Source organism: Flavobacterium frigidarium DSM 17623 (assembly GCF_000425505.1).
Taxonomy (GTDB): Bacteria; Bacteroidota; Bacteroidia; order Flavobacteriales; family Flavobacteriaceae; genus Flavobacterium; species Flavobacterium frigidarium.
This window is the reverse complement of record NZ_AUDO01000015.1, coordinates 1-24277: the sequence shown is the minus strand read 5'-3', so window position 1 is coordinate 24277 and position 24277 is coordinate 1. Positions and strand designations below refer to the sequence as shown.

Here is a 24277-nt window from a genome sequence, read left to right as displayed (position 1 = left end):
CTCTTTATCGAAGTTACACCTATAGAGAACTGTTCCTACATTTTATGGCCACCTTAAAAAAATGACACTTTAAAACAGTAATTAAAAGCAAGTTAACACTAAAACCAAAAGGATTAAATACCTCCAATTCAACATTATTTTGGTACGATTCTTGATTAATATATTAGAGAATCAAATCACTTAATATCAGTGCTTTTACAGCGGTTAAACCCCATTTTCTAAAGTACCCATTAATAAAACACATCATTATGAAATCATTAAAAATAATCCCCGTTTTACTCCTCTTAGTGTTATCAGCCTGCAGCGCCGTGCGTGTGAATGCCGATTATGACAGAGGAACCGATTTTACACAGTATAAAACCTATGCTTTTCATAAAAGCGGTATCGACAAAGTCGAAATATCTGAGTTTGATAAAAAAAGAATCCTTCGTGCTATTGATACGCAATTGAGCAGCATGGGAATGACAAAAAGCGAAACTCCAGATTTACTAGTTAACATTTTCACTAAAGAGCGAGAAAAAGTTGAAGTAAGTCAGTTCAATGCTGGTTGGGGTTACGGATGGGGATTTGGTTGGAATCCTTACCTTTGGGGCGGTCAAAATTTTGTAAGCTCTTCTACTGAAGGAACCTTATACATCGATTTAATCGACGCCAAGAAAAAAGAACTAATCTGGGAAGGAAAAGGTGTTGGAAACTTAACCGAAAACAGAACTGATAAAGAACAACGCATTAACGAATTTGTCGCAAAAATATTAGCGCAATTTCCACCGCAGGAATAAAAAACAAGCCCTTTTTATATTAAATGGCCTACCTTTGTGTAGGCCATTTTTATTTGCTATTATGACAGTATTACAAGACATTTCGACATTTGAAGACATCAAACTTCTCGTAGATACTTTTTACGACAAGGTGCAAAAAGACGATTTTATCGGTCCTATATTCAACGAAAAAATTGGCCACCGCTGGCCAGAGCATCTGGAAAAAATGTATCGCTTTTGGCAGACTGTTTTATTAGAGGTGCACTCCTACTCTGGCAGCCCGTTTCCTCCGCACAAACACCTACCTATTGACAAAGAACATTTTGATCGCTGGATGCAACTTTTTATCGAAACCAACGATACTTTGTTTCAAGGCCCAATCGCCGAAGAAGCAAAATTGCGCGCTAAAAACATGGCCGAAATGTTTAATTATAAAATCAATTACTTTAGAGATCAAGGTCAAAAAGGCGATTTACTAAATTTAAAATAATATTCCATGCGCAAATTTATCCTTGCATTAATTCCCTTAGCATTAGTTTCTTGTTCTTCGATTAAAACTGCCGTAAACAACAATTCCAATCCCAGACTTAACTATATCAATACCATTGAAGTCCCTTTTAACCAAGAGTTTAAAAACACCGTTGTAGGTGGGTTATCGAGTATTGATTACGATCAAAAAAACGATCTATATTACTTAATTTGCGACGATCGAGCAGTTTATAATGATGCTCGTTTTTATACTGCAAAAATTAGAATTCAAGCAGACAGCTTAAGCAGTATTGATTTTCAAAATGTTGTGTCGTTACAAAATCAAAAGGGAGAAAAATACAGCAACTGGGAGAAGTACCCGGATAGCTCCATCGACCCCGAAGAGATGCGCTACAACGCCAAAACAAAATCAGTGGTTTGGAGTAGCGAAGGCGCACGAGTAGTTGCAAAAGATTTTGCTGTTATTCAAAATCCATCTTTGCAAACGGCATCGCTTACCGGAAAATTTGTCAATGAATTCCACTTACCCGCAAACCTCAACATGCAAAAAGAGGAAAAAGGGCCACGCAGCAATGGCGTTCTAGAGGGAATCACTTATAACAGCGATTTTAGTAAAGTGTACACCAACGTTGAAGAACCACTTTATGAAGACGACAACCAAGCGACTACTGCAAAGGGTGGAATGGTTCGAATATTTGAATTTGACACCAAAACCAGAAACAATACCGCACAATACGGCTATTTACTAGACCCCATTGCAATCGAACCCAATCCAAGCACTAGTTTTGCAGTAAACGGAATTTCGTCGATTCAATATTATGGCGAAAACAAACTGTTGGTTGTAGAGCGTTCGTACTCTGTAGGAAAACAAGCCTGCACAATCAAAGTTTATCTATGTGATTTTACTGCCGCTACAAATGTGAAAGACGTTGCTTCACTACAAAATGAAGGCGTTACGTTAGCCACTAAAAAACTAGTTTTAAACATGGATAATCTTGGGATCTTTACTGATAATATCGAAGGAATAACCTTTGGACCCAAATTAGCCAATGGCAAGCAGTCTATCCTTTTCGTCTCAGACAACAACTTCTCCGACAAACAGAAAACTCAAATTTTACTTTTCGAAATAGAGTAATTTATAAGCATTTATTATACCTAGATCCGCAGCAGTTTGTTGCGGATTTTTTTTGGTCATTTTTCGAAGTGGTTTGTGGGTTACTTCCTTTTCTGAGCAAATCACCTTTAGAATTTAATTAAAAATAATTCTGTTTTATAGGATTTATATTGCGAATTAATATACTTTTATGATTATTAATACTACATGACAAAATTTCGTCAATACAGCCAGTATTGGGTGGATTTGTGAAGGTTTATTTCGTGTGTATGGTAGTTGGCGGTAATTTACCCATATCACGGTAAATTGATAGATTAGATGATTTCAGTGAAAATAGAATTCAAAAGAGTATTAAAATCTTAAATGCTTAAATTTCGAAAAAATAAATTGGTTGTAAATTACATTAACCATGGCAATGAAAAGAAATAGAAAAATTGGCTCTTTTAAAGAAGAACTTCTTGTAAAATCGCGAGAATCAATGCTGAGTGCAGTCCAAATATTCAATAATCCAAATATTCACTTCAAATCTGAAAATTTTATCATTTTAGCAAATATATCATGGATGTATTTACTTCATGCTCATTATCGAGATAAGAAAATTGAGTATAGATATTTTAAGCAAACAGGACAAAGGAAAAAATTTGATAAAACGAAAAAAGGTGCGTTTAAATTTTGGGAATTGGAACGTTGTCTAGACGATAATAATTGCCCTATAGATAACATTACAAAAGCCAATCTAAAATTTTTAATTGGGTTAAGACATGAAATTGAACACCAGATGACTACAAAAATAGATGAATATCTGAGTGCCCGATTTCAAGCTTGCTGTTTAAATTATAATGCCTTTATTAAACAATTATTTGGCGATTCTTATGGTATAGATAAACATTTGTCCTTTTCATTACAATTTTCAACTATTAAAGAAGAACATGCAAATCAACTTAGAAAGTTTACTGACTTGCCTTCAAATATTGCATCTTACATAAATGACTTTGATGATGAATTGAGTGACGATGATTACAACAACATAAGATATTCATATAGAGTATTATATGTACCTAAAGCTGTAAACAGAAAAGGCCAAGCAGATAAAGTTATTGAATTTATACCTGCGAATTCGCCTGAAGCGGAAGGATTAAATAAAGAATATGTTTTAGTTAAGGAGAGAGAAAAGAAAAAACATTTACCAGGAGAAATATATGAATTTATGCAAGCAAATGGATATCCTAGATTTACAGCTTATCAGCATACATTATTGTGGAAAGAAAGAGATGCTAAAAATCCAGTATTAGGTTATGGCACACAAGTCGCAAAAACTTGGTATTGGTATGATAATTGGCTAAATGAAGTAAAAGAATATTGTAAAGAAAGTGGAAATTTCTACAAATAAACTACCGCCAACCGCCATTTAGCAAGATTGTGGTTTTAGTAGAATTACCGTTTTTAAAGAACTTTTACGTTAAGCAGAAAGTAATCGTTTTCATAACTCCACAACTTAGCTAAGTGGCAAACCGTTATACGACAGCTAAAAACAAAACTTACCAAAAACAATTAAAAATTACAATTAAATGAAAAAAAATATATTTTTAGTAATCTTATTGACACTTAATATTAGTTTGTTTGCGCAAGCTCAAATTGAAAAAAAACAAAATGATTTACGTCAAGTAAATGAAAATTATATTAAAACATATAGAATTTTCCCAACCCAAAATACATGGCATTTTATAAAATTGAACACTCAAACTGGACAAATGTGGCAAGTTGAACTTAGTCAAAAAAGATCTAATCAATTAGAAACTCCTATAAATAGTTTATCGTTAGTAGAAAAACAAGATGAAGTAGATAATAGGTTTACACTATATTCTACTAATATTAGTTGGAATTTTTTTCTTCTAGATCAAATAAATGGTAGAGTATGGCAACTAAATTGGTCAACTAAATCTGGTAAAAGTGAAATTATATCTATCCAGTAATTAATTTATAATTACGAGATAGAATAGCCGATCGCACAACAGCAGTTTGCAAAAATGGCGAAACATGTAGTAAATTCAGGTTTATCTTTCGCAAGAAATTTTATCTTAACCAAAAGATCTTGGTCAAGAAGTTCGCCACTTCTGCAAGCCGTAAAACGTTGTGAAATTTTAAAAAAACTAAATGGCAAAAATATATTTATTCGGTCAAAAATTAGAATCAGACAAAAATGTAAGCCTTTATTATGAACTTACTTACAGGTTAAAAGCACTAGGTCACGAAATTTTCGACGAAGAAACAGATTATGGCAAGGAACAAGAATATTCTTTTAAAAAAGCTATTACTTCATCTGATATTATTATACCGATAATTACATCATATTCGACCAAATCAAAATCTTTTTTAAACGAACTAGTTCAGTTAAGAAATTATACAGTTCATAGAGATGACAAATTACTATTACCTATTGTTGCTGGAAAAATAGATACTTTAGATTTCCCCGAAAGTCTTTTTAGAATAAATTTCATAATTATCGAAAATAAGCTTGAAGAGAAACAAATTGAAATTGCCGTAAAAAAAATAAATGACTCAATAAATTCTTTTTTAGGAAAAAAAATCGCTTTCGATGAAAAAGCACTGGAAATAAAAGAAAAAATTGAAAAAACAGCACCAACATATATTGCGGAAACAATTAATGAATTAAACAAGCGCGAAAAATATCAAAAATATTCAGCTCAATTTTGGTATGTTTTAGGGTTTATAGCTTTAATTAGTGGTATTGGAGTAGCGTTTTGGTTTTCAAATATTACTTTGAGTGTCTTTAATGAAAAAGAAAATTGGAGCTTAACCACTTTCTATGCGTTAAAGAGCATTTTTATAATAATTTTATTAATCACATCATCAAAATACTCGTTTACACTAGCCAAATCTTATATGAGCGAGTCATTGAAAATAGCAGATAGAATACATGCTATTTCATTTGGGAAATTTTATCTACAAGTATTTAACGATAGAATTAATCCAGAAGATATAAAAGAAATATTTAGAGATTGGAATATAAATAATCACGTTAATAATTTTTCAAATCAATCTGCTTCAGATTACGATCCGAAAATTTTTGAAAAAGTAATTGAAATTATAGACAAAGTTAGAAATAATAATAAAATATAGAATACTTCGCATAAGATTCATTTTGAGCTAGCTGGAATTTAGTGATATTACCGTTTTTAACCCTTAATTTTCAATCTCAATACCAGGTGTTGATTGGGATAGAGCCAGAAACTGTGCAAGCTTTGCATTAGGCATAGGCGGTATAAGATCACTATAAACAAATGCTCTGGCTCTAGAAGCTGCTGAAACAATGATAGGGGCTCTAAAGTTGATTGGTAAACGATATCAAGGATATATTGGTATTGCATTAATGATGTATGATTTTACAAGCTGTGTTACTAAACCAACCAAATACCATGAACCTATTTATGTACAACCAGAGTAAATTGAATAACCGTCTATCTGAAATTGTAAATGTTCTATTTATAATTGGCTACATCCTAGATTTTATTGAGAGAAAAATAAACTTACAAGTATCAATCAAGTATATATCGATAATACCTTTTATAGTAAACGTCATCATACTTTTTTATTTATTATTTTATAAACTGAAGGTTAAAAAAATAGAGGAAAATTGTGATGTGAAAATATCATCAGTCATATTTAGGTTAGTACTGAATTTATTATTTTTATTACTGATATTATTTATTTGATAATTTATGGAAATAACTATGATCCTTTGTAGCTCAATAATTCGTACAAAAAAGCATAAAACTTTAATCTAAACTATTGTAAAATAAAAGCAGTTCTATCTTTACCAACAATGCTTTTATAGTTAATGGAATTTTTAAAAAATGACTTAAAAAAAAATTAGGAAAAGTAATTCTTCTACAAATAAAGTAAGTAGAAGTGTGTGGTAGCGTGGAGAAGATTGTGCAACTTACTGTACTATATATACAGATGATACATTAGGAGATTCAAATTTTACTTTCCGAAATAGGGTAATTTACAAATCTTTATTATAACTAAATCCGCAGCAGTTTGTTACGGATTTTTTTTGTTGATTTTTTTAGGTGGTGTATAGATTACTTCCTTTCATGAGCAAATTCCCTTTCAAAATTTTAATAAAAAATAATTCTGTTTTATAGGATTTATATTTCGAATTAATATACTTTTATGATTATTAATACTACAGGACAAAACTTCGTCAATACAGCCAATATTGGGTGAGTTTGCGAAGGTTTGTTTCGTGTGTATGATAGTTAGGTGCAAGTTTTGACCACGAAACCATAAACTAAGATGAAACTATATTTATCATTAAAAACTGCTTTCTTGATTTTAATATCGATACAAACTTGTGCTCAAATTAAAGCACCAGTTAAATTGGATAAAAACGAAAAGTATTGCGCAGATTCTCAGCAAAAAGGGAATTTTTTTCGAGTGGCTGCAGTCGTTTTTAATGAAGAACAAACACAGACAACTGGAGAGGAAACAAATATCCGAATTTACTTTCCCGAGAATTTTTATGTTGAAGGAGTAAATGGAAATAAGTATGCTAAAGGTTACTTGGAAAATAATACTTTGAACAATATTGAAGTTAACAGAATTGACTCAACAATTGATTTTGTTCAAGAATATTTTCTCATTAATGACAAATGGATTTCTGGACAAGAAAACGGAAAATCAGATTGCGGAAATAGTTATTTCAAAAAGGAATTAAAAGCAAAAAGGAAAATTGAATTCCAATTGTCAATTAGTGATTTGGTTTATGGAAACATAAAAGTTCCATTTAAAATTGTGATGACAATAAACGGAAAAAAGGTAGAATCAAATGTAATAGAGGTTAATCTTTTTGAAAGTCAAATTAAAAACTTAATAAAATAAACCTGCACCTAACAGCCGTTTCTCGCAATTTCGAATTTTGTGGTAAGTTAACGTTTGCGTTTCGCAAGAATTTTTAGCTTTAACAGAAAATAATTCTTTCCGAAGTTCGCAACTGACGAGAAGCGGCAGAACGTTGTATGCAAGCTAAACGCAGAGTCAAGAATCTAACGCAATTTTATAACAAAAAATGTATAAAATTGTAGTATGAAAACAGCTTACAAAAGACTCAATCGTGATCATAGAATTGAGATTGAAAAACTCATTGCTTTAGGCAGAAATAATAAGCAAATTGCCACTGCTCTATCCGTTCATCCTAGCACCATTACTAGGGAACTAAGAAGGGTTAAAAATGAGCCTTATAATAACATAAAAGCAGAAGTGAATTACGTTCATAATCTTATGGATAAAAGGTTAGGGAAATCTAAAATTAACAGTAATCCAAAGCTTAAAAATTTTGTACATTCACGCTTAGAATTACACTGGTCTCCTAAGCAAATTTCGGACGCTCTAAAACAATTTTACCCATTCGATTCAACAATGCAAATTTCACACGAAAGTATCTATTATCACATCTATATTCAACCAAAAAAAGAGGTAGAAAAACTACTAATATCACAACTTAGGCAGAAGAGAAAATATCGTGGAAACACACGTAGAGGCGTTGATAAAAGAACGACTATAAAAGACCCAATTCGTATTGATGTAAGACCTTCTGAAGTGCTTACTCGAGAGATACCAGGACACTGGGAAGGTGACTTAGTGCTAGGAAAAAGCAGAGAAAGTGCCATTGGAACACTTGTAGAAAGAACCACTCGCTTTCTAATAATTGTTCACCTAAAAAAGAAAGACTCAACTGCTGTTAGAAAGGCTTTTGAAAGAGAATTTAGAAAGCTTCCTACTAACTTGAAACTTTCTCTTACTTATGACAATGGAACCGAAATGGCACAACACAAAACATTTACTAAAAACAGCAAAGTTAAAGTGTATTTTGCTCATCCATATAGTCCTTGGGAAAGACCTACAAATGAAAATACAAATGGACTAATTAGAGACTATTTTCCTAAAGGAACAGACTTTAATTTAGTGACTAAAAAACAACTCAAAGAAGTCCAAAATCAAATCAATGAAAGGCCACGACAAACACTTGAATATGAATCGCCTTTGAATACAATTAGCAGATTGTATATGAATCAAAATTTTATTTAATACGTAGGTAAATTCAAAATAAATCGTAGCTTTATTTTTTGAATTTAGAAAGCCTAAACACAATCAAAATTGCTTTCTGAATTAGAAAAATAAGGCAAAAATAAAACCCAATGAAATTGCGCTAGAAACTTGAATCCGCCAAAAATAACTGTATGAAAAAAATCCTATTTATTATTTCAATTATATTTTTTCAGTGTTCAATTTTTGCGCAAGATTATATTAAATCTGATTCGTTAAAAATTGACGGAAAACTCTATAAAATGAAACATTTGAGTTTTGGAAATTCAAGTGGATTAAAATTATTCAAAGTAATGACTTGTGAAGCTTTAAATTCAAAGAAAATAGAACAAGAAATAATTAATTGTCATAGAAACCATAAACTTGAATTCACAGAATTTTACGTAATTTCTATACCAACTTATGAAAAAGTATCGGTAGAAAAAGAAACTAATATTTTGACGAGTTTTTTAGATGTGATTGATGTTGAAAGAATGAGTTTAAAACTCTCAACTGCTTTAATTATATCAAAATTCAAAATTGATAATTTTACTCACGAATATTTTTTAGATCAAGCAAAAAATGATTTAAGCGTTTTTAAATATTATAAATTGAACACAAAAGCTACAGATGTTTGTACCTTTTTAAGAAAATAAAAGCCAGCATACAACAGCCATTTTGAACTAGCTGGAATTTAGTGGAATTATCGTTCCGTAGTAACTTTAGTAACGCCGAAAATTGAGTGGTTATAAAATTCCATCCATCTAAAAGAGAGCAAAGCCTTATGTGTTTGTTTGTACAATCAAGACGACAAAATAAATTCTAATAAAATATGATGAGTGGCGAAGTTGAAGGAGAAATAAATCTATTCATTTCTCAAAATGAAGATTAAAGAGATTGCGCTACTAAAAACTGGAAAGGGCTGCTAATTCACGAAAATCTAAAAGATCTAGAATCGATTGCAATTCTTTTATTAAAAATAGCATAGCTAAGTCAAGAAATAGTAGAAGACAAGTTTTTACTAAATTGTACCTTAAAACAACTTTATTTATAGTCCAATATCGACTTATATAGAAGTTCGAACGATGTTATAACTGGAAAAACTGAGGTAGAGACAAGAGAAGAATTCTATAAAGAAATATTCCTAAAATACTTGAACAGTATATGAACGAAATTACAATTCCATATCACTTGGTTTTACCCACAATTATTTGTTTGATCGGGTTACTAGCAATTACAGTTAACCGTAGAAAACTGTTATCGAAGAACAAATTACTATGGATAAGCATAATTACATTTTTAATTATATATCTATTTATTGTTGGGACTTCATCTTATTACGCAATTTATTATCAGTGGGATCTGAATCGGTACGACCTCGACAAAAACGGTGTCTTTAATGCTGCCGAAATAACAGATGCTCAACAAATTGCAATGAGTAAGTTAATAACAGATACAGGAAGAAATTTTTCATTTATAACTGGTTTTATATTCGCTTTAATAATTTCGATAATCGTTTACATATTTGGACGAATAAGATTGAGAATAAAAAACAATAAAAAAAATCGCAGCTAACTACAACTTTGAGCCACTTAGAACTATCGTTTCGCACCAATTAGTAATGCATTTGAAAATGAAGTTTCCAGAAATTCCCTCGCTCCTACAGCAGCCAATTTACAATAAATAGTATAATGGAAAAGAAGGAAAACCAAAACCATACCTTTTTATTTAATCGCAAAACTGGGTTTTAAAAACTAGAAACTAGCTAATGTGACAAAATTTTACAACTTATAAACATGGACGAAAATATTAAACTTAAAGTAGCAACTACTGCAGATATAGCTGGCATAATAAAACTACAGTCTGAAAATCAATTATCTCAAGGTGGAACATTATCAAGTGAATTGAACCACAGTCAAATTGTAGAGATGATGAAAGATATGCCGCAAATAGTGGCTTATTTATATAGTGAAATTATAGGTTTTATTTTGACAACTTCCCAAGCTGTGCACAGCAATCGGGATGTACCCATTGTAAACGCAATGTTTGCATCGTACTCTGGAATTAATACTGACTCGTACATTTATGGCCCTGTTTGCGTTAATGAAAAACAAAGAGGAAAAGGTGTTGCTCAGCAAATGTTTAAAGAACTTTTACATCAAGAACCTCATAGAGAGGGAATTCTATTTATTAAAAGCGATAACGCATCTTCCTTACGAGCGCATGAAAAAATGGGGATTAAAAAAGTGGGCAATTTCAACTTTAATAATGCGGAATTTGCTGTTTGTGCCTATTTGTTTTCATCGAATGAAGATTAAAAGAAATAAGATAAAACAAACATTTCCAAAAGTTTGTAAATTCTAAAGAGTGATTGTTTTTGTCTTATTTTCATTTGGCTAGACAGACTTTACTATGCAACACACCAACGATTATAAGTGCAAATAGTATTCACAAACACCCTCTGCTGTGGAGAATAAGGTCTTGTGATAATTAGGCAAAATCATATTAAAAAAGTCTTACGTTAAATCTCAACTCCCCTAGCCGCGATTGCAATGGAAAGCTTTTTATACAAGCCGTTTTTTGATTTTTCTAGTTTATAAAAAGCGACCGCAGGAAGCTCTTTTAGAAACTTTAGAAAAACAAACGGCTAAATAAAAACTTGTAGTGAAAAGCGGGAAATGGCTTCTATAATGCGTACTTTTGTGTTTTAAACTACAACGTTTTAGATATGAATGCAACAATAGAAAGTAATCCCTTATTAGACCGATTACCAAAACATTTAAAGCAATTTATTAAAGCTCAAGATTACAACGATTATTCACCTATCAATCAGGCAGTTTGGCGCTATGTGATGCGTAAAAATGTGGCGTATCTTTCGCAGGTTGCTCACAATTCTTATTTAGATGGCTTGAAAAAAACCGGTATTGAGATCGATAACATTCCAAGCATGTATGGTATGAACCGCATTTTGACCGAAATTGGTTGGGCTGCAGTTGCTGTAGATGGCTTTATTCCGCCTAATGCATTCATGGAATTTCAAGCGTACAACGTTCTAGTAATTGCATCAGACATTAGACAACTCGAACATATAGAATACACTCCTGCTCCAGATATTATACACGAAGGAGCTGGACACGCACCTATTATCGCTAATCCCGAGTATGCAGAATATTTACGCCGTTTTGGTGAAATAGGCTGTAAAGCAATTTCGTCAAGCAAGGATTACGAAATGTACGAAGCCATCCGACTACTATCAATTGTAAAAGAAGCCGAAGGGACTCCACAAGCTACAATTGATGCTGCCGAGAAAGCGGTAGAGGACTTGCAGAATAATATGGGCGAACTTTCTGAAATGGCTCAAATACGCAATTTACACTGGTGGACTGTAGAATATGGCTTGATAGGAACTGTTGAAAATCCTAAAATTTATGGTGCTGGACTACTTTCATCTATAGGAGAAAGTGCGCATTGCATGACGCAAGAAGTTAAAAAAATACCTTATGATATATCAGCAGCATATCAAAGTTTTGATATTACCAAACTGCAACCACAATTGTACGTAACACCTACCTTTGCATACTTGAATTTGGTTTTAGAAGAATTTGCTAATAAAATGGCGTTGCGCACCGGTGGTTTATCTGGAATTGAGAAACTGATTAATTCGGCTGCTCTTGGAACGATTGAACTAAGCACTGGCTTGCAAATATCGGGGGTTTTTACCAATGTGATTGCGCACGAAGGCAAACCAATTTACATACAATCTACCGGAAAGACGGCACTCGCTTCCCGCGAAAAAGAATTAGTTGGTCATGGAACTTTGACGCATCCTGATGGTTTTGGAAGTCCGATTGGGAAACTAAAAGGCATCAACTTAGCTATTGAAGATATGAGTCCGAAAGACTTACTCGCTTACAACATACTAGAATCTAAAACAGTAAAATTAGAATTTGAAGGAGGAGTTGTTGTTGAGGGCGAGATTGTAACGGGTTCTAGAAACTTACAAGGTGAGATCATCTTGATTCGTTTTAGAAATTGCACCGTTACGCATGGAGAAACAATCTTGTTCCAACCGGAGTGGGGTGTTTATGATATGGCTGTGGGTAAAAAAGTAGTTTCGGCTTTTTCTGGCCCTGCCGATGTGAATAGTTTTGACTTAATCACACACATGCCTTCTAGCACAACAATTAAAGCGCAACAGAGCACAGAACGCGATGATCTTGAGGTTTTGTATCAATCTGTTCGAATGATTAGAGAAACTAAGGATTCAACGTCTTCATTAGTGGTGATTTTTGGTGACTTACAACACAATCATCCAAAAGACTGGTTGCTATCTGTAGAAATTGCAGAGTTGTTGCAAGAACGCAATGACATGTTCTTAATGGAAGAGGTTATTGCTTATCTCGAAACTCAAAAACAAAGACGACCAGAAGTAGCGCATTTAATTTGTGGTGGACTGGATTTGATTTTCGAACAAGCCAACGCATAATCAGAATTATAGATTCACAAATTGATATGAATCAACACTTTACAAAAACCGCAGATTCGCAAAGTATTTTAGCGCACTTGCGGTTTTTTGCTGAAACAATTTAAAGCGGTAAGTGAGAGTTACTCGCCATTTTGCTCAAAAAAATTAACCGCAAATTTGCTAATTTTTTTAGCGCACTTGCAGTATTATTTTATAGCGATACAAAGCACAATTGAACTCTTTTTAATTTGTGAATTTGCGGTAAAATTTAAAAGCTTTTACTGCTGTCAAAAAATTAACCGCAAATTCGCTAATTATCTTAGCGCACTTGCTCTATTATTTTAATCCAATATAGAGCAGGATTGAACTACTTTTAATTTGTGAATTCGCGGTAAAATTTAAAAGCTTTACTGCTGTCAAAAAATTAATCGCAGATTCACTAATTATTTTAGCAGACTTGCGTTTTTATTTTAATCCAATATAGAACAAAATTGAGCTACTTTTAATTTGTGAGTTTGCGGTAAATAAAAACGGTAAATAAAAAATTAAAGCTTTATCTGTTGATTCAAAGCTTCATTATTTTCAATAACTTTTCCATCGTATTTTAAGGTCCAGCCTAAATTACTTGTGGTGATTAACAATTGCGACAATTCGCTTATTAATCGGTTTTGTGCATTTGATTTTAAAGTAGATTTTTCGATCTTTTTAGCTAGATTCGCTTTCACCGATTTGTTGATTTTGTTGTAGTCATCTGCTGTAAAAGGATTCAGCTTACTTTGTTCTACATCATAGAATTTAATATCTGGATTGATCTTTATTTCCTCTTTAGGAATATAAACTATCGAGATGATTTTACTTGGTTCGTCAATCTCATATTTCATCTTATGCAAGTCGTAAGCCACAGAAACATCTGCGTTAACTATTACTAGTGCTTTCTTGTCAAAATGGACCATCCCCATTAAATACTTCTCTTGGTTTTTGTACGTGATCACTTCTGAGAAATGCCCTTCGGTAACGATTAGCTTTCCTACGTTCAGGATTTGTTGCTGGATTAAACCTGCACTATCTATTGTAGTTGTATCATCAGATTTTTTAAAATCACAAAATTTGAACAGCAATAATACCGTTCCAATTAATCCTATAAATATGAAGAATCTCTTTAACATAATTAAAATTTCATAAATGAATATTGCGAAACCACCTTAGCTATTTTAGCTCTCAAATTGGCTTCGAATTTTTGGTGACTCTCAGATGTTGGATTGAAAGATCGGTGTTGTAATGATTTTTGAATGGTACTAACTGCTTCCATAGTTTCAAAAGCTGACGAAGCGATATGAGCCTCTTTAAAGTAATCCCAAATATAATTTACCGCTAACGCTGATGGATGTAACATATCTTCATTATAGAAGCGATAATCGCGCAATTCGTCCATCATAATCTCGTAACTAGGAAAGTAATTTACAGCTGACTGCTCAAAATCTAAACTCGCATGCAAGGCACTTATTAAATGCGCTTTACTTAATTGGTTTTCGACAAAACCATCTTTGATATGGCGAACTGGCGATACCGTAAAGATAAAAGTTGCCTTTGGATTTATGGATTGAACCAATGTAACAGTTGCCGCAATGCTTTCCTGAATTTTAGCTATAGAAAGTAACTCTTTATTAAATTGTTTTTGAGGTACTTTATGGCAATTAGCCACTACGGCATCACTTTCTATAAGGCGATAGACCCACGAAGTTCCATAAGTAATAATAATGTGTGAAGCCTCTTGCAGATGTTGTTTTAAATCTTTTACAATGCTATTTAGATTTTCTAATAACTCTTGTTGATTTGCCGTACTTAAATCAGAATGTGCGTCGTAACAATGCCAGCGTTCGTTATGAAAAAAAATATCTTCTGCTTTAAAAAGCTTGCCTAAAACAGCGTAGCGAACGAGCTTTTCTATGGCTACTGGATGAAATAAAATCCCAAACGGATTGCAACTATTTCGAAACTTGAAATAATCGAATTTCTCCGCCATATTTACTGCAAAGCAAGAACCCAAAGACACCACCTTTGCATCGTAATCAATTGCATGACCACATTTAAGAATGGGTATTTGGGTTCTAAATTGCATGTCTTTATTCATTATAAAAATAAGCGGTTTTTAAAGCGCCTGATTTTCCTTTTTGTGGTCTCACATCTGAGGTGATTTGCTCTGTAGGAAGCTTTCCTTTAGCATCATACGTGTAGCTATACATATATAAATTTGCAGCAGAAATCTCTTGCTCTCCTTCTTTTTTACTATTTGTCACCGCAATAATTGTTACATTATTTGCCGAGGCTACTTCTTTGTAATCTAATAAATTTACAAATCCTTTTGCTGTCGCTAAGGGGTTTACTTTATCGTCGTACTCATAATCTACCGTTTCTTTTTCTACAGTTGTACCCTCGTTAGAAACCGTTGTATGCTCTTCCTTAGCAAGATTGCCTTTTTCATAAATTAATAGTCCGGTAAACAAGACTTTTTGATTATTATCAGCGTCAATATCATACTGCTCAAAAGTAATAGAATCTTTACTTTTATAAGTATACTTGACTCCATTAGAATCTGTCTTTACTTCAACTAGCTTACCATTATCGTACAAATAAGTAGTTACGACAGTTGCTTTAGTTTCCTTATTTAAAACAGATTTCTTTGTGATTAATTCGTTCGTATATGTAAAAGTTGTTACAGTAGCTACGGCATCTATTGTTTTAATAAGGTCGCCCTCATAAGTGTAAACCGTAGCAGCTTCTTTGCCGTCCTCAGTAGTTTCTACAACTTTTTTAACCAAGCTAGCTGCAGATTTATTCTCTCCAGAGCAGGCAAAAATTAAACTAATGAACACGATAAATAAACTTATAACCCCTTTACTTTTCTTCATCTTTATTTTTAAATATTATGCTTTATATACTAATACTGCAACAATCATGCAACTTTACGTTTGCAAACTTAGTCGAGACACGACTATGATGTTAACGCTATACGTTCGATTATTAGTCCAAAAAATCTTTGGCTTTAGCCAGAGCTTCCGCGATTCCTTCTACTTTTTTACCTCCTGCGGTTGCAAAAAATGGTTGCCCACCTCCACCACCTTGGATGAATTTACCTAATTCACGAACGACAAGTCCTGCGTTTAGATTTTTGTCAGCAACTAATTCTTTCGAAATGTAACAGCTCAACATTGGTTTTCCTTCTTCGGCTGTAGCCAAAACCAAAAACATGTTGGTTCCTAATGTTCCTAATTCGTAAGCCAAATCTTTAGCCCCTTCCGGATTTAAGTCTACTTGTTTTGCTAAAAATTGTACGCCGTTGATTTCTTGGATTTCTTTAGCCAAGTCACCTTTCATATTTTTTGCTTTGTCTTTCAACAAACCTTCTAATTGCTTTTTCAGTTTTGCGTTATCGTCTTGCAAAGCCACAACTGCCTTTAAAGTATCTTGTGGATTTTTTAAAGATAATTTAATTTCGCTTAACAACTCTTCTTGATTAGCAAAATGCTTTTTAACTGCATCAGATGTGATTGCTTCAATACGACGAATTCCTGCCGCAACTGCGCCTTCCGATACAATCTTGAAAGACCAGATTTCAGCGGTATTGTTAACGTGAATTCCTCCACAAAGTTCCATGCTGTCACCAAATTTAATCGCACGAACTGAATCTCCATATTTCTCACCAAATAAAGCCATAGCGCCTTCAGCTACCGCTTGCGCGAAAGGTATGTCTCTGCGTTCGATTAACGGCAATTGCTCTTGAATTCTTGCATTGACAAAATCCTCAACTTGCTTTAATTCTTCATCTGTTACTTTAGCAAAATGCGAAAAGTCAAATCGCAAATTGTTTGGCGTTACTAATGATCCTTTTTGTTCTACATGCGTTCCTAAAACGGTACGCAATGCCAAATGCATTAAATGCGTTGCCGAGTGATTCTTAGCAGATGCTGCTCTCAAATCAGTATTAACCTTAGCTACAAAACTAGCATTTACATTTTCAGGTAACTGTTTTGCTAGTAACAATATTAAGTTATTCTCTTTTTTAGTATCTATAATTTGGATCGTCTCATTTGCCGAAACCAACGTTCCTTTATCTCCTACTTGCCCTCCTCCTTCTGGATAAAAAGGACTGTTATCAACAACGATTTGGTATAAAACACCGTCTTTTTTAGAATCCACTTTTCGAATGCGACTGATTTTCACATCTGCTTCTGTTTGATCGTATCCTACAAATTTTTCTACGTTTCCAGGAATCAATACAGACCAGTCTTCAGTTGAAACTTCAGAGGCAGCGCGAGAACGTGCTTTTTGTTCTTGCATTGCTACATCAAATCCTGCTTCGTCAAGAGAAAATCCTCTTTCTCTCAAAATCAAAGCTGTTAAATCCTTTGGAAAACCAAAAGTATCGTACAATTCAAATGCTTTTGCTCCTGCTACTTCCTTACCGCTTGTTTCGCTAATAACGTTTTCAAGCAATTGCAACCCTTGATCTAATGTTCGAAGAAAAGAAGCCTCTTCTTCACGAATAACATTAGTTACTAAATTTTGTTGCGATTTGATTTCAGGGAAAAACTCACCCATTTGATCAGATAGAACCGCTACTAGTTTGTAAATAAAAGGTTCTTTAGTATCTAAGAATGTGAATCCGTAACGGATGGCACGACGCAAAATACGACGAATCACATAACCTGCACCTGTATTAGACGGCAATTGACCATCGGCAATAGCAAAAGCTACCGCACGTACGTGATCAACAATCACACGTATAGCGATGTTGATTTTATTTTGCTCTTCACCTTCAGCTCCGCTCAGAACAATATCGTTAGTAGTATATTTTAAGCCCGTAATCTCTTCAACCTTATTGATAAGTGGTGCAAAAACATCTGTATCGTAGTTTGAAGTCACATTTTGAACTGCCATACACAAACGCTCAAATCCCATTCCGGTGTCTACGTGTTGCGCTGGTAATTTTTCAAGTGAGCCGTCTGCTTTACGGTTGAACTCCATGAATACGTTGTTCCAAATCTCAACAACTTGCGGGTGATCTTCGTTTACTAAACTGCGTCCTGAAACGGCAGCTCTTTCTGCATCTGTACGTAAATCGATATGAATTTCAGAGCAAGGTCCGCAGGGTCCTTGATCTCCCATTTCCCAAAAGTTGTCTTTTTTATTCCCAAGAATAATACGGTCTTCTGGTACAAATTGTTTCCAAATATCAAATGCTTCTTGGTCAAAAGGCACATTCTCTGCCTCGTTTCCTTCAAAAACAGAAACATACAAACGATCCTTATCTAATTTTAAAACCTCTGTTAAAAATTCCCAAGCAAATGGTAATGCTTCCTTCTTGAAGTAATCACCAAAAGACCAGTTCCCTAACATTTCAAACATGGTGTGGTGGTACGTATCAAAACCTACATCCTCAAGATCATTGTGCTTTCCTGAAACACGAAGACATTTTTGCGTATCTACAATTCTATTACTTTTTGGCGTGGCATTCCCTAAAAAATACTCTTTAAACTGAGCCATTCCTGAGTTGTTAAACATCAAGGTAGGATCGTCTTTAAGAACAATAGGTGCAGATGGAACGATTAAGTGCCCTTTACTTTGAAAAAAATCTAGAAATTGTTTACGTACGTCTTGTGATTTCATTATTTATTTTAGTTTAAAGTTTGAGGTTTAAAGTTAATTAGACCCGAAACCATCTCATTTTACTATTATATTTCTTGCCCCAGATAGAAGTGAAAAGCTTTGAAGTTTTGAAATCTATTTTTTTCTTGAGGTAGTAGAGCGACTAAAGGAAGCTCCTACTAGCGCAGTAGAAAAAATGATTTCAAGACGAGAACTTGAAACGAATAGCTGGAATAGGCACATTATTTATTTTATTCCTAAAAAAGGGCGTCCCCAAATGAAACATTTATTAAATTTGTTGTCCTAACCTTTTTATAAGGTGCAAAAATAGGGTATTTTAAAGTATGGCGAAAGTAAAATATTATTACGATTCTGAAAATCTAGCATATCGAAAAATCAAGGTTAAAAAAAGGAAGAAATTTGGTTACATCGTCTTGTTTCTAGTTGCTTCAGCCTTATTTGGTTTTTTGAGTTTTGTGGTTTTACTTAACAGTCCTTATTTTAAAACGCCAAAGGACTTAATTCAAGAGCGAGAGATTGGGAATTTGAAATTGAATTATGCCGTTTTAAATAAAAAAATGGATCAATTTGATGCTGTTTTGAGTGCGATTGAAGATCGTGACAATAATTTGTACCGAACGTATTTTAATACAGCAGCAATTACAGAAGAAGATCGAAAATCAGGCTTTGGAAAATTAGATAGCTATGCCGCTCTAGAGGGATACAATAATTCGCAGTTAGTTTTAAATACAACCAAACGTGTGGATGATTTATCAAAAGAGCTGGCGATACAATCCAAATCTCTAGACTACATTTTAAAATTAGCCAAAGAGAAAAACAAACTATTGGCAGCTATTCCTGCCATTCAGCCAGTTAAGAACGAAAACTTAAAACGCATGGCTTCTGGTTTTGGATACCGAACCGATCCTTTTACAAAAGCACGTAAAATGCATGAGGGCATGGATTTTACAGCTAATACAGGGTCACCTATTTACGCTACAGGAGATGGCGTTGTAGCTCGCGCTGACAATACCGCATCAGGTTATGGTAATCACGTAGTAATTAGGCATGGTTATGGATACGAAACATTGTATGCGCACATGAGCAAGTACAACTGTCGTGCTGGTCAAAGAGTAAAAAGAGGTGACATAATAGGTTATGTAGGAAGTACAGGAAGATCTGAAGGTCCGCATTGCCATTACGAAGTGCATAAGGATGGCAAAGTGGTCAATCCTTTGAATTTTTATTATGGAAACATTTCTGCTGTAGAATATGTAGCGATTGCACAAATTGCCAATCAAGAAAATCAGTCTCTGGATTAATTTATAGCTAAGTGTACGGGGGCTAGTTTGCAGGGTTTAGTAGGCAGTCTCGGTTTGCAGTTTTCAGGTGTTGCTTGCGGGGTTTAGTTGGCAGTCTCAGTTTGCAGTTTTCAGGTGTTGCTTGTGGTATGTAGTTTGCGGTCTTAGTTTGCAGTCACGGTTTGCAGTTTTCAGGTGTTGCTTGCGGAGTTTAGTTGGCAGTCTCAGTTTGCAGTTTTCAGATGTTGCTTGCGAGGTATAGTTGGCAGTCTCGGTTAGCAGTTTTCAGATGTTACTTGCGGGATATAGTTGGCAGTCTCGGTTTGCAGTTTTCAGATGTTGTTTGCGAGAAGTAGTTGGCAGTTTCAGGTTGCAGTTTTCAGATGTTGTTTGCGAGTATTTCTTGGCAAAATTCATCTTTGAATATTAATGAATGCCAAAGTTTAAAAGAAGATAAAGCTGGTTTTTGAAATCAGTTTTCAATATAAATTATAATAAATAATATGCACATAGAGCTTTCTAAAGATAAAAGGTATTACAGTATAGGAGAGATTGCGAAGGCTTTTAATGTGAATGCATCGTTAATTCGGTTTTGGGATAGTGAGTTTGATATTTTGAAACCAAAAAAAAATGCCAAGGGTAATCGAATGTTTACTCCAGAAGATGTTACTAATCTCCAATTAATTTACCACCTTGTAAAAGAAAGAGGTTTTACACTTGAGGGTGCAAAGACACACTTGAAAGAAGGCCAAAAACAAACCTTAGATAAGTTTGAAATTATAAGAAAATTAGAAACTATTAGAACACAGTTAACCAACATTAAAAACGAACTATAAAATTTTAAAAATTACAAACAATCAAATAACAAATCAATTAAAAAAAAGCAAACATGAAAAAGTTTTTACCATGGATTATTTTAGCCGTAGTTGTCATAGGAATGTACAGCTGGGTGAAAGGAATTAATAATACAGCTGTAGAGTTAAATCAAAACGTAGAGCAATCTTGGGGAGATGTACAAACGGCTTACCAAAGACGTAATGACTTAATAGGAAATTTAGTTAATACCGTGAAAGGTGCCGCTGAATTTGAAAAAAGCACTTTAACTGCAGTAATTGAAGCACGTGCAAAAGCAACTCAGGTTACTATTGATCCTACAAATATTACTCCTGAGCAACTGGCACAATTTAATCAAGCACAAAGCGGTGTAAGTAGTTCTTTATCTCGTTTACTAGTTTCGGTAGAGCGTTATCCTGAACTAAAGGCAAATCAGAATTTCTTGAAATTACAAGATGAACTAGCGAGTACTGAAAATCAAATCTTGACAGCTAGAACTCGTTTTAACGAATCTGTTAGACCATACAATACACATATTAAAACTTTCCCTAACAGCATGTTTGCCGGAATGTTTGGTTTTCAAGAAAAAGCGTATTTCAACTCAGTTGAAGGTGCTGACAAACCTGTAGAAGTACAATTCTAAACAATTAGAGTAAAATATTTTACTTACAAACCATTAAGAAATTTAGATTATTAAGAAATAATGAATCTTGTTTCTTAATGGTTTGTTCTTTTAACAACATACTAATCACATAAATAGCAACTCATGTCTAAAGTAGAAGATTTTTTAACGCAAGAAGAAGAGCTAGAAATTGTTGAAGCGATACGTGTAGCCGAAAAAAACACCTCTGGAGAAATCAGGGTACATCTAGAAAAAACAACCGAGCTAGATCCTTACGATCGTGCACTAGGAGTTTTTAACGAATTAAAAATGGATGAAACACAATTGAAAAATGGTGTTTTAATTTACCTGGCTGTAGCCGACAAAACATTTGTTATTTGCGGAGACCAAGGAATCAATGATATCGTTGCTAATGATTTTTGGGACAGCACAAAAGACATTATGGTGGCACACTTTAAGAACGGCAACTTTAAGCAAGGTTTAATAGATGGGATTTTGAGAGCTGGTGAAGAGTTGAAAAAACATTTTCCGTGGTCTGAAGATGATACGAATGAATTATCAAACGAAATATCTAAAGGATAATATGATTTTACAAAAAAAGAATACAACGTATTTTTTGCAATTACTAATTTGTCTATTTATCACAAATTTGGGGTTTGCACAATTTACAATACCTAAAAAACCAGACTTCCAAACGAGTGTTTACGATTATGCTAAAGTTCTTAGTGCGTCAGAGAAAACACAGTTAGAGGAAAAACTTATTAAGTATGCTGATACTACTACAACCCAAATAGTTATTGTAACTATCGAAAGTTTAAAAGGAGAAGACATAGGTATCCTTACTCCAAAATGGGGACACGAATGGGGAATTGGTGGTACACAGAAGGATGATAATGGTGTATTTATATTATTAGCAAAAGCGGAAAGAAAGATTTGGATCTCAGCAGGATACGGACTTGAAGATCGCTTAACAGCTGGAATTGGAGGAGAAATAACTAGAAATATCATTATTCCAGAATTTAGAGCTGGAAGTTATTACAATGGCTTAGACAAAGGTACAGATGCGCTTTTTGACGTGTTTAAAGGAAAATATAAAGGTCAGAGAAAAGTAACTCAAGAAAAAGACTTTCCTTTTCTTCCCCTCATCATTATTATCGTAATTATCATTGCCCTAGCATCAAGAAATAAAGGTGGCGGTGGAAACTCAGGTAATCGTAGTGGCGGTCCAAGTTTATTAGATGTTATCATTTTAAGTAGTCTTGGCCGTGGCGGCGGAGGTGGCGGTTTCGGCGGAGGTTCATCAGGTGGTGGATTTGGCGGAGGAGGTGGCTTCGGTGGTGGTTTCGGCGGAGGTGGATTCTCTGGTGGAGGATCTGGCGGAGGCTGGTAAACACAATAAAACTTAAAAAAAGCTGCTGTATAGCAGCTTTTTTTGTGGATAATAATTAGCATTATTATGGTAAAACAACTTCACATAATAAGATAACCATTTGGTAAATAGACTCAAATTTAAACTTAACAATATTATTTTATCTTTGAAGAAACAAAAAATAACCAATTATGAAAAATTTGAAGTTAACCCCTTTAACTCTCATCCTGTTCCTATTTTGTAATGCAATAGGACACGCTCAATTTAGCGGATGGAAACAAAAGGTCTTAGAAGCAGGTGCTGCACTGGGTTCGCAAAAACTTGGACTCACCGAAGTTCTTAAAAAACCGGCCGCAATTACTACTTCATTTGAAGATGTCGATCGAACTGGTTCCAAATTTCCAGATGAGATCACTGTAAAAAACATACAACCTTTGTATTTACTACCCAAAGCAAGTACCGGTGGTTTTGTTTTATGCGAAGGCTTTTATGAAATGACCACTAAAAGTTATTGTTTGAAAGCAGGAACTTACGCACCGTCAAAAGGAGACGGATACATGTATGCTCCCATTTTAGGCCCTCAAAAAGACATTGTAATTGCTATACTTAAAAGTGCAGAAAAGCACCCTGAAATACAGCAAAATGACATTCAAGTTTTATTATGGACGATAATTGCAAGAGCTCGTTTTGCCGATTATAGCGGACAAGTGAAAGCAACTGCAGTTACACTATTAACGCCTATACAACTCACGCAACTCGAAGGTGGAATGCTAGGCGTTTTACCTAAAAGCTTGATGGAAAAAGCCAAATCTAAATTACCAGCAACGGTTCAAGATGCGTTTGAAGCCGAAAATAATATTAGAAAAATGGTTGCTTCAGGTAATTCAAGTTTTGCCGAGATGGAAAAGTATGCTATCATAGCAGGAATGGCAGCAGCGCGCACGGATGTTCCTAGCGGAACTTGGACATTACACCCAGATGGGTATTATATTCGTTACGACCCTTTTGGTTATTCGAGAACAAAAGTTCAAATTTATGTTCCTAAAGAATTGATTGCAAGAGAAACAACAATTATCTACGATGCAACAGATGATATTGCTTGTCCTGCAAATACGGGTTCGCAACGTTTAGCACAAACAAACGAACCTATCAATCCAAAATATGATATTGTCTTGAAAACTTCTTGCCAATAGCATCCTATATAAACTAAAAAAATCCCGACTCGCTAGACTGCACCCAAAAGTTTAGACAAATTTATAATTAATTTTGATAATAGTGAGCTCGATATTGTATCGGGCTCATTTTGTTTAAATTTGATTTAATTCTGTCGTTATTGTAATATAATATGTACTCTTTAATCTCTTTTTTTAATTGATTTATAGAGTTGTACTTTTTAAGATAAAACAACTCCGATTTTAGTATTCCAAAGAAGTTTTCAATGATTGCATTATCTAGACAATTGCCCTTTCTTGACATACTTTGTTTAATTCCTTTTTCCTTTAAGAGTTGCTGATATTGTCGCATTTGATATTGCCATCCCTGGTCTGAGTGTAATGTTATATTGGTATTAT

The 24277-nt window shown here is 33.9% G+C and carries 23 protein-coding genes; 18 read left to right on the top strand and 5 right to left on the bottom strand.

What is annotated here, in order from left to right; all coding sequences use genetic code 11:
* The first annotated feature begins 248 nt into the window (after positions 1-248).
* From H603_RS0110435 to H603_RS0110375, 12 genes are all read left to right on the top strand, one after another.
* Complete coding sequence (locus H603_RS0110435; protein WP_026708549.1) at positions 249-779, top strand: DUF4136 domain-containing protein; 531 nt, start codon at positions 249-251, stop codon at positions 777-779.
* Between the two features lie 61 nt (positions 780-840).
* The gene (locus tag H603_RS0110430; RefSeq protein ID WP_026708548.1) at positions 841-1248 is read left to right on the top strand and encodes a group III truncated hemoglobin; all 408 of its coding nucleotides are present in this window, start codon (positions 841-843) and stop codon (positions 1246-1248) included.
* 6 nt (positions 1249-1254) lie between these two features.
* Complete coding sequence (locus tag H603_RS0110425; protein ID WP_026708547.1) at positions 1255-2382, top strand: esterase-like activity of phytase family protein; 1128 nt, start codon at positions 1255-1257, stop codon at positions 2380-2382.
* Between the two features lie 388 nt (positions 2383-2770).
* Positions 2771-3751: a DUF3644 domain-containing protein gene (locus H603_RS0110420; protein ID WP_026708546.1), complete on the top strand. Its 981-nt coding sequence runs from the start codon at positions 2771-2773 to the stop codon at positions 3749-3751.
* Between the two features lie 178 nt (positions 3752-3929).
* Complete coding sequence (locus tag H603_RS16705; RefSeq protein WP_026708545.1) at positions 3930-4334, top strand: hypothetical protein; 405 nt, start codon at positions 3930-3932, stop codon at positions 4332-4334.
* Positions 4335-4515: 181 nt separating this feature from the next.
* Positions 4516-5502: a hypothetical protein gene (locus H603_RS0110410; protein ID WP_026708544.1), complete on the top strand. Its 987-nt coding sequence runs from the start codon at positions 4516-4518 to the stop codon at positions 5500-5502.
* A 190-nt stretch (positions 5503-5692) separates the two neighbouring features.
* Positions 5693-5827 (top strand): hypothetical protein, encoded by a 135-nt coding sequence (locus H603_RS17745; protein ID WP_262487961.1) that lies wholly within the window; start codon positions 5693-5695, stop codon positions 5825-5827.
* Positions 5828-6681: 854 nt separating this feature from the next.
* A complete protein-coding gene (locus tag H603_RS0110400) occupies positions 6682-7266 on the top strand; it encodes a hypothetical protein (RefSeq protein ID WP_026708542.1) in 585 nt (194 codons plus the stop codon).
* A 204-nt stretch (positions 7267-7470) separates the two neighbouring features.
* A complete protein-coding gene (locus H603_RS16700; protein ID WP_051219272.1) occupies positions 7471-8472 on the top strand; it encodes an IS30 family transposase in 1002 nt (333 codons plus the stop codon).
* Between the two features lie 152 nt (positions 8473-8624).
* Positions 8625-9125: a hypothetical protein gene (locus tag H603_RS0110390; RefSeq protein WP_026708541.1), complete on the top strand. Its 501-nt coding sequence runs from the start codon at positions 8625-8627 to the stop codon at positions 9123-9125.
* Positions 9126-10265: 1140 nt separating this feature from the next.
* Positions 10266-10787: a GNAT family N-acetyltransferase gene (locus tag H603_RS0110380; RefSeq protein WP_051219270.1), complete on the top strand. Its 522-nt coding sequence runs from the start codon at positions 10266-10268 to the stop codon at positions 10785-10787.
* A gap of 410 nt (positions 10788-11197) precedes the next feature.
* Positions 11198-12955, top strand: coding sequence for an aromatic amino acid hydroxylase (locus H603_RS0110375; protein WP_026708538.1), 1758 nt, complete (start codon positions 11198-11200; stop codon positions 12953-12955).
* A gap of 524 nt (positions 12956-13479) precedes the next feature.
* Here H603_RS0110375 and H603_RS0110370 read toward each other — a convergent pair.
* The 4 genes from H603_RS0110370 to alaS form a co-directional block, all read right to left on the bottom strand.
* Complete coding sequence (locus H603_RS0110370) at positions 13480-14100, bottom strand: DUF4230 domain-containing protein (protein WP_026708537.1); 621 nt, start codon at positions 14098-14100, stop codon at positions 13480-13482.
* Between the two features lie 2 nt (positions 14101-14102).
* Positions 14103-15065 (bottom strand): GSCFA domain-containing protein, encoded by a 963-nt coding sequence (locus H603_RS0110365; RefSeq protein ID WP_394359127.1) that lies wholly within the window; start codon positions 15063-15065, stop codon positions 14103-14105.
* Entirely contained in the window at positions 15058-15843 is a 786-nt protein-coding gene (locus H603_RS0110360) for a hypothetical protein (RefSeq protein ID WP_026708535.1), read from the bottom strand. Before H603_RS0110360 ends, H603_RS0110365 begins: the two co-directional genes overlap by 8 nt.
* A gap of 112 nt (positions 15844-15955) precedes the next feature.
* On the bottom strand, positions 15956-18601 hold the full coding sequence (gene alaS, locus H603_RS0110355) for an alanine--tRNA ligase (protein ID WP_026708534.1): 2646 nt from the start codon (positions 18599-18601) through the stop codon (positions 15956-15958).
* A 323-nt stretch (positions 18602-18924) separates the two neighbouring features.
* On the opposite strand from alaS, the gene H603_RS0110350 reads away from it, so the two are divergent.
* From H603_RS0110350 to H603_RS0110320, 6 genes are all read left to right on the top strand, one after another.
* On the top strand, positions 18925-19902 hold the full coding sequence (locus tag H603_RS0110350; RefSeq protein WP_026708533.1) for a M23 family metallopeptidase: 978 nt from the start codon (positions 18925-18927) through the stop codon (positions 19900-19902).
* 482 nt (positions 19903-20384) lie between these two features.
* Positions 20385-20717 (top strand): MerR family transcriptional regulator, encoded by a 333-nt coding sequence (locus H603_RS0110340; protein WP_026708532.1) that lies wholly within the window; start codon positions 20385-20387, stop codon positions 20715-20717.
* Positions 20718-20770: 53 nt separating this feature from the next.
* Positions 20771-21358, top strand: a complete 588-nt coding sequence (locus H603_RS0110335; protein WP_026708531.1) for a LemA family protein — start codon at positions 20771-20773, stop codon at positions 21356-21358.
* Positions 21359-21481: 123 nt separating this feature from the next.
* Positions 21482-21919 (top strand): TPM domain-containing protein, encoded by a 438-nt coding sequence (locus H603_RS0110330; protein WP_026708530.1) that lies wholly within the window; start codon positions 21482-21484, stop codon positions 21917-21919.
* Position 21920: 1 nt separating this feature from the next.
* Complete coding sequence (locus H603_RS0110325; RefSeq protein WP_026708529.1) at positions 21921-22727, top strand: TPM domain-containing protein; 807 nt, start codon at positions 21921-21923, stop codon at positions 22725-22727.
* 170 nt (positions 22728-22897) lie between these two features.
* Entirely contained in the window at positions 22898-23899 is a 1002-nt protein-coding gene (locus tag H603_RS0110320) for a hypothetical protein (protein WP_026708528.1), read from the top strand.
* Positions 23900-23966: 67 nt separating this feature from the next.
* On the opposite strand, the gene H603_RS0110315 is transcribed toward H603_RS0110320, so the two are convergent.
* The coding region (locus H603_RS0110315) for an IS3 family transposase (protein WP_026708527.1) at positions 23967-24277 on the bottom strand (311 nt) is incomplete at its 5' end.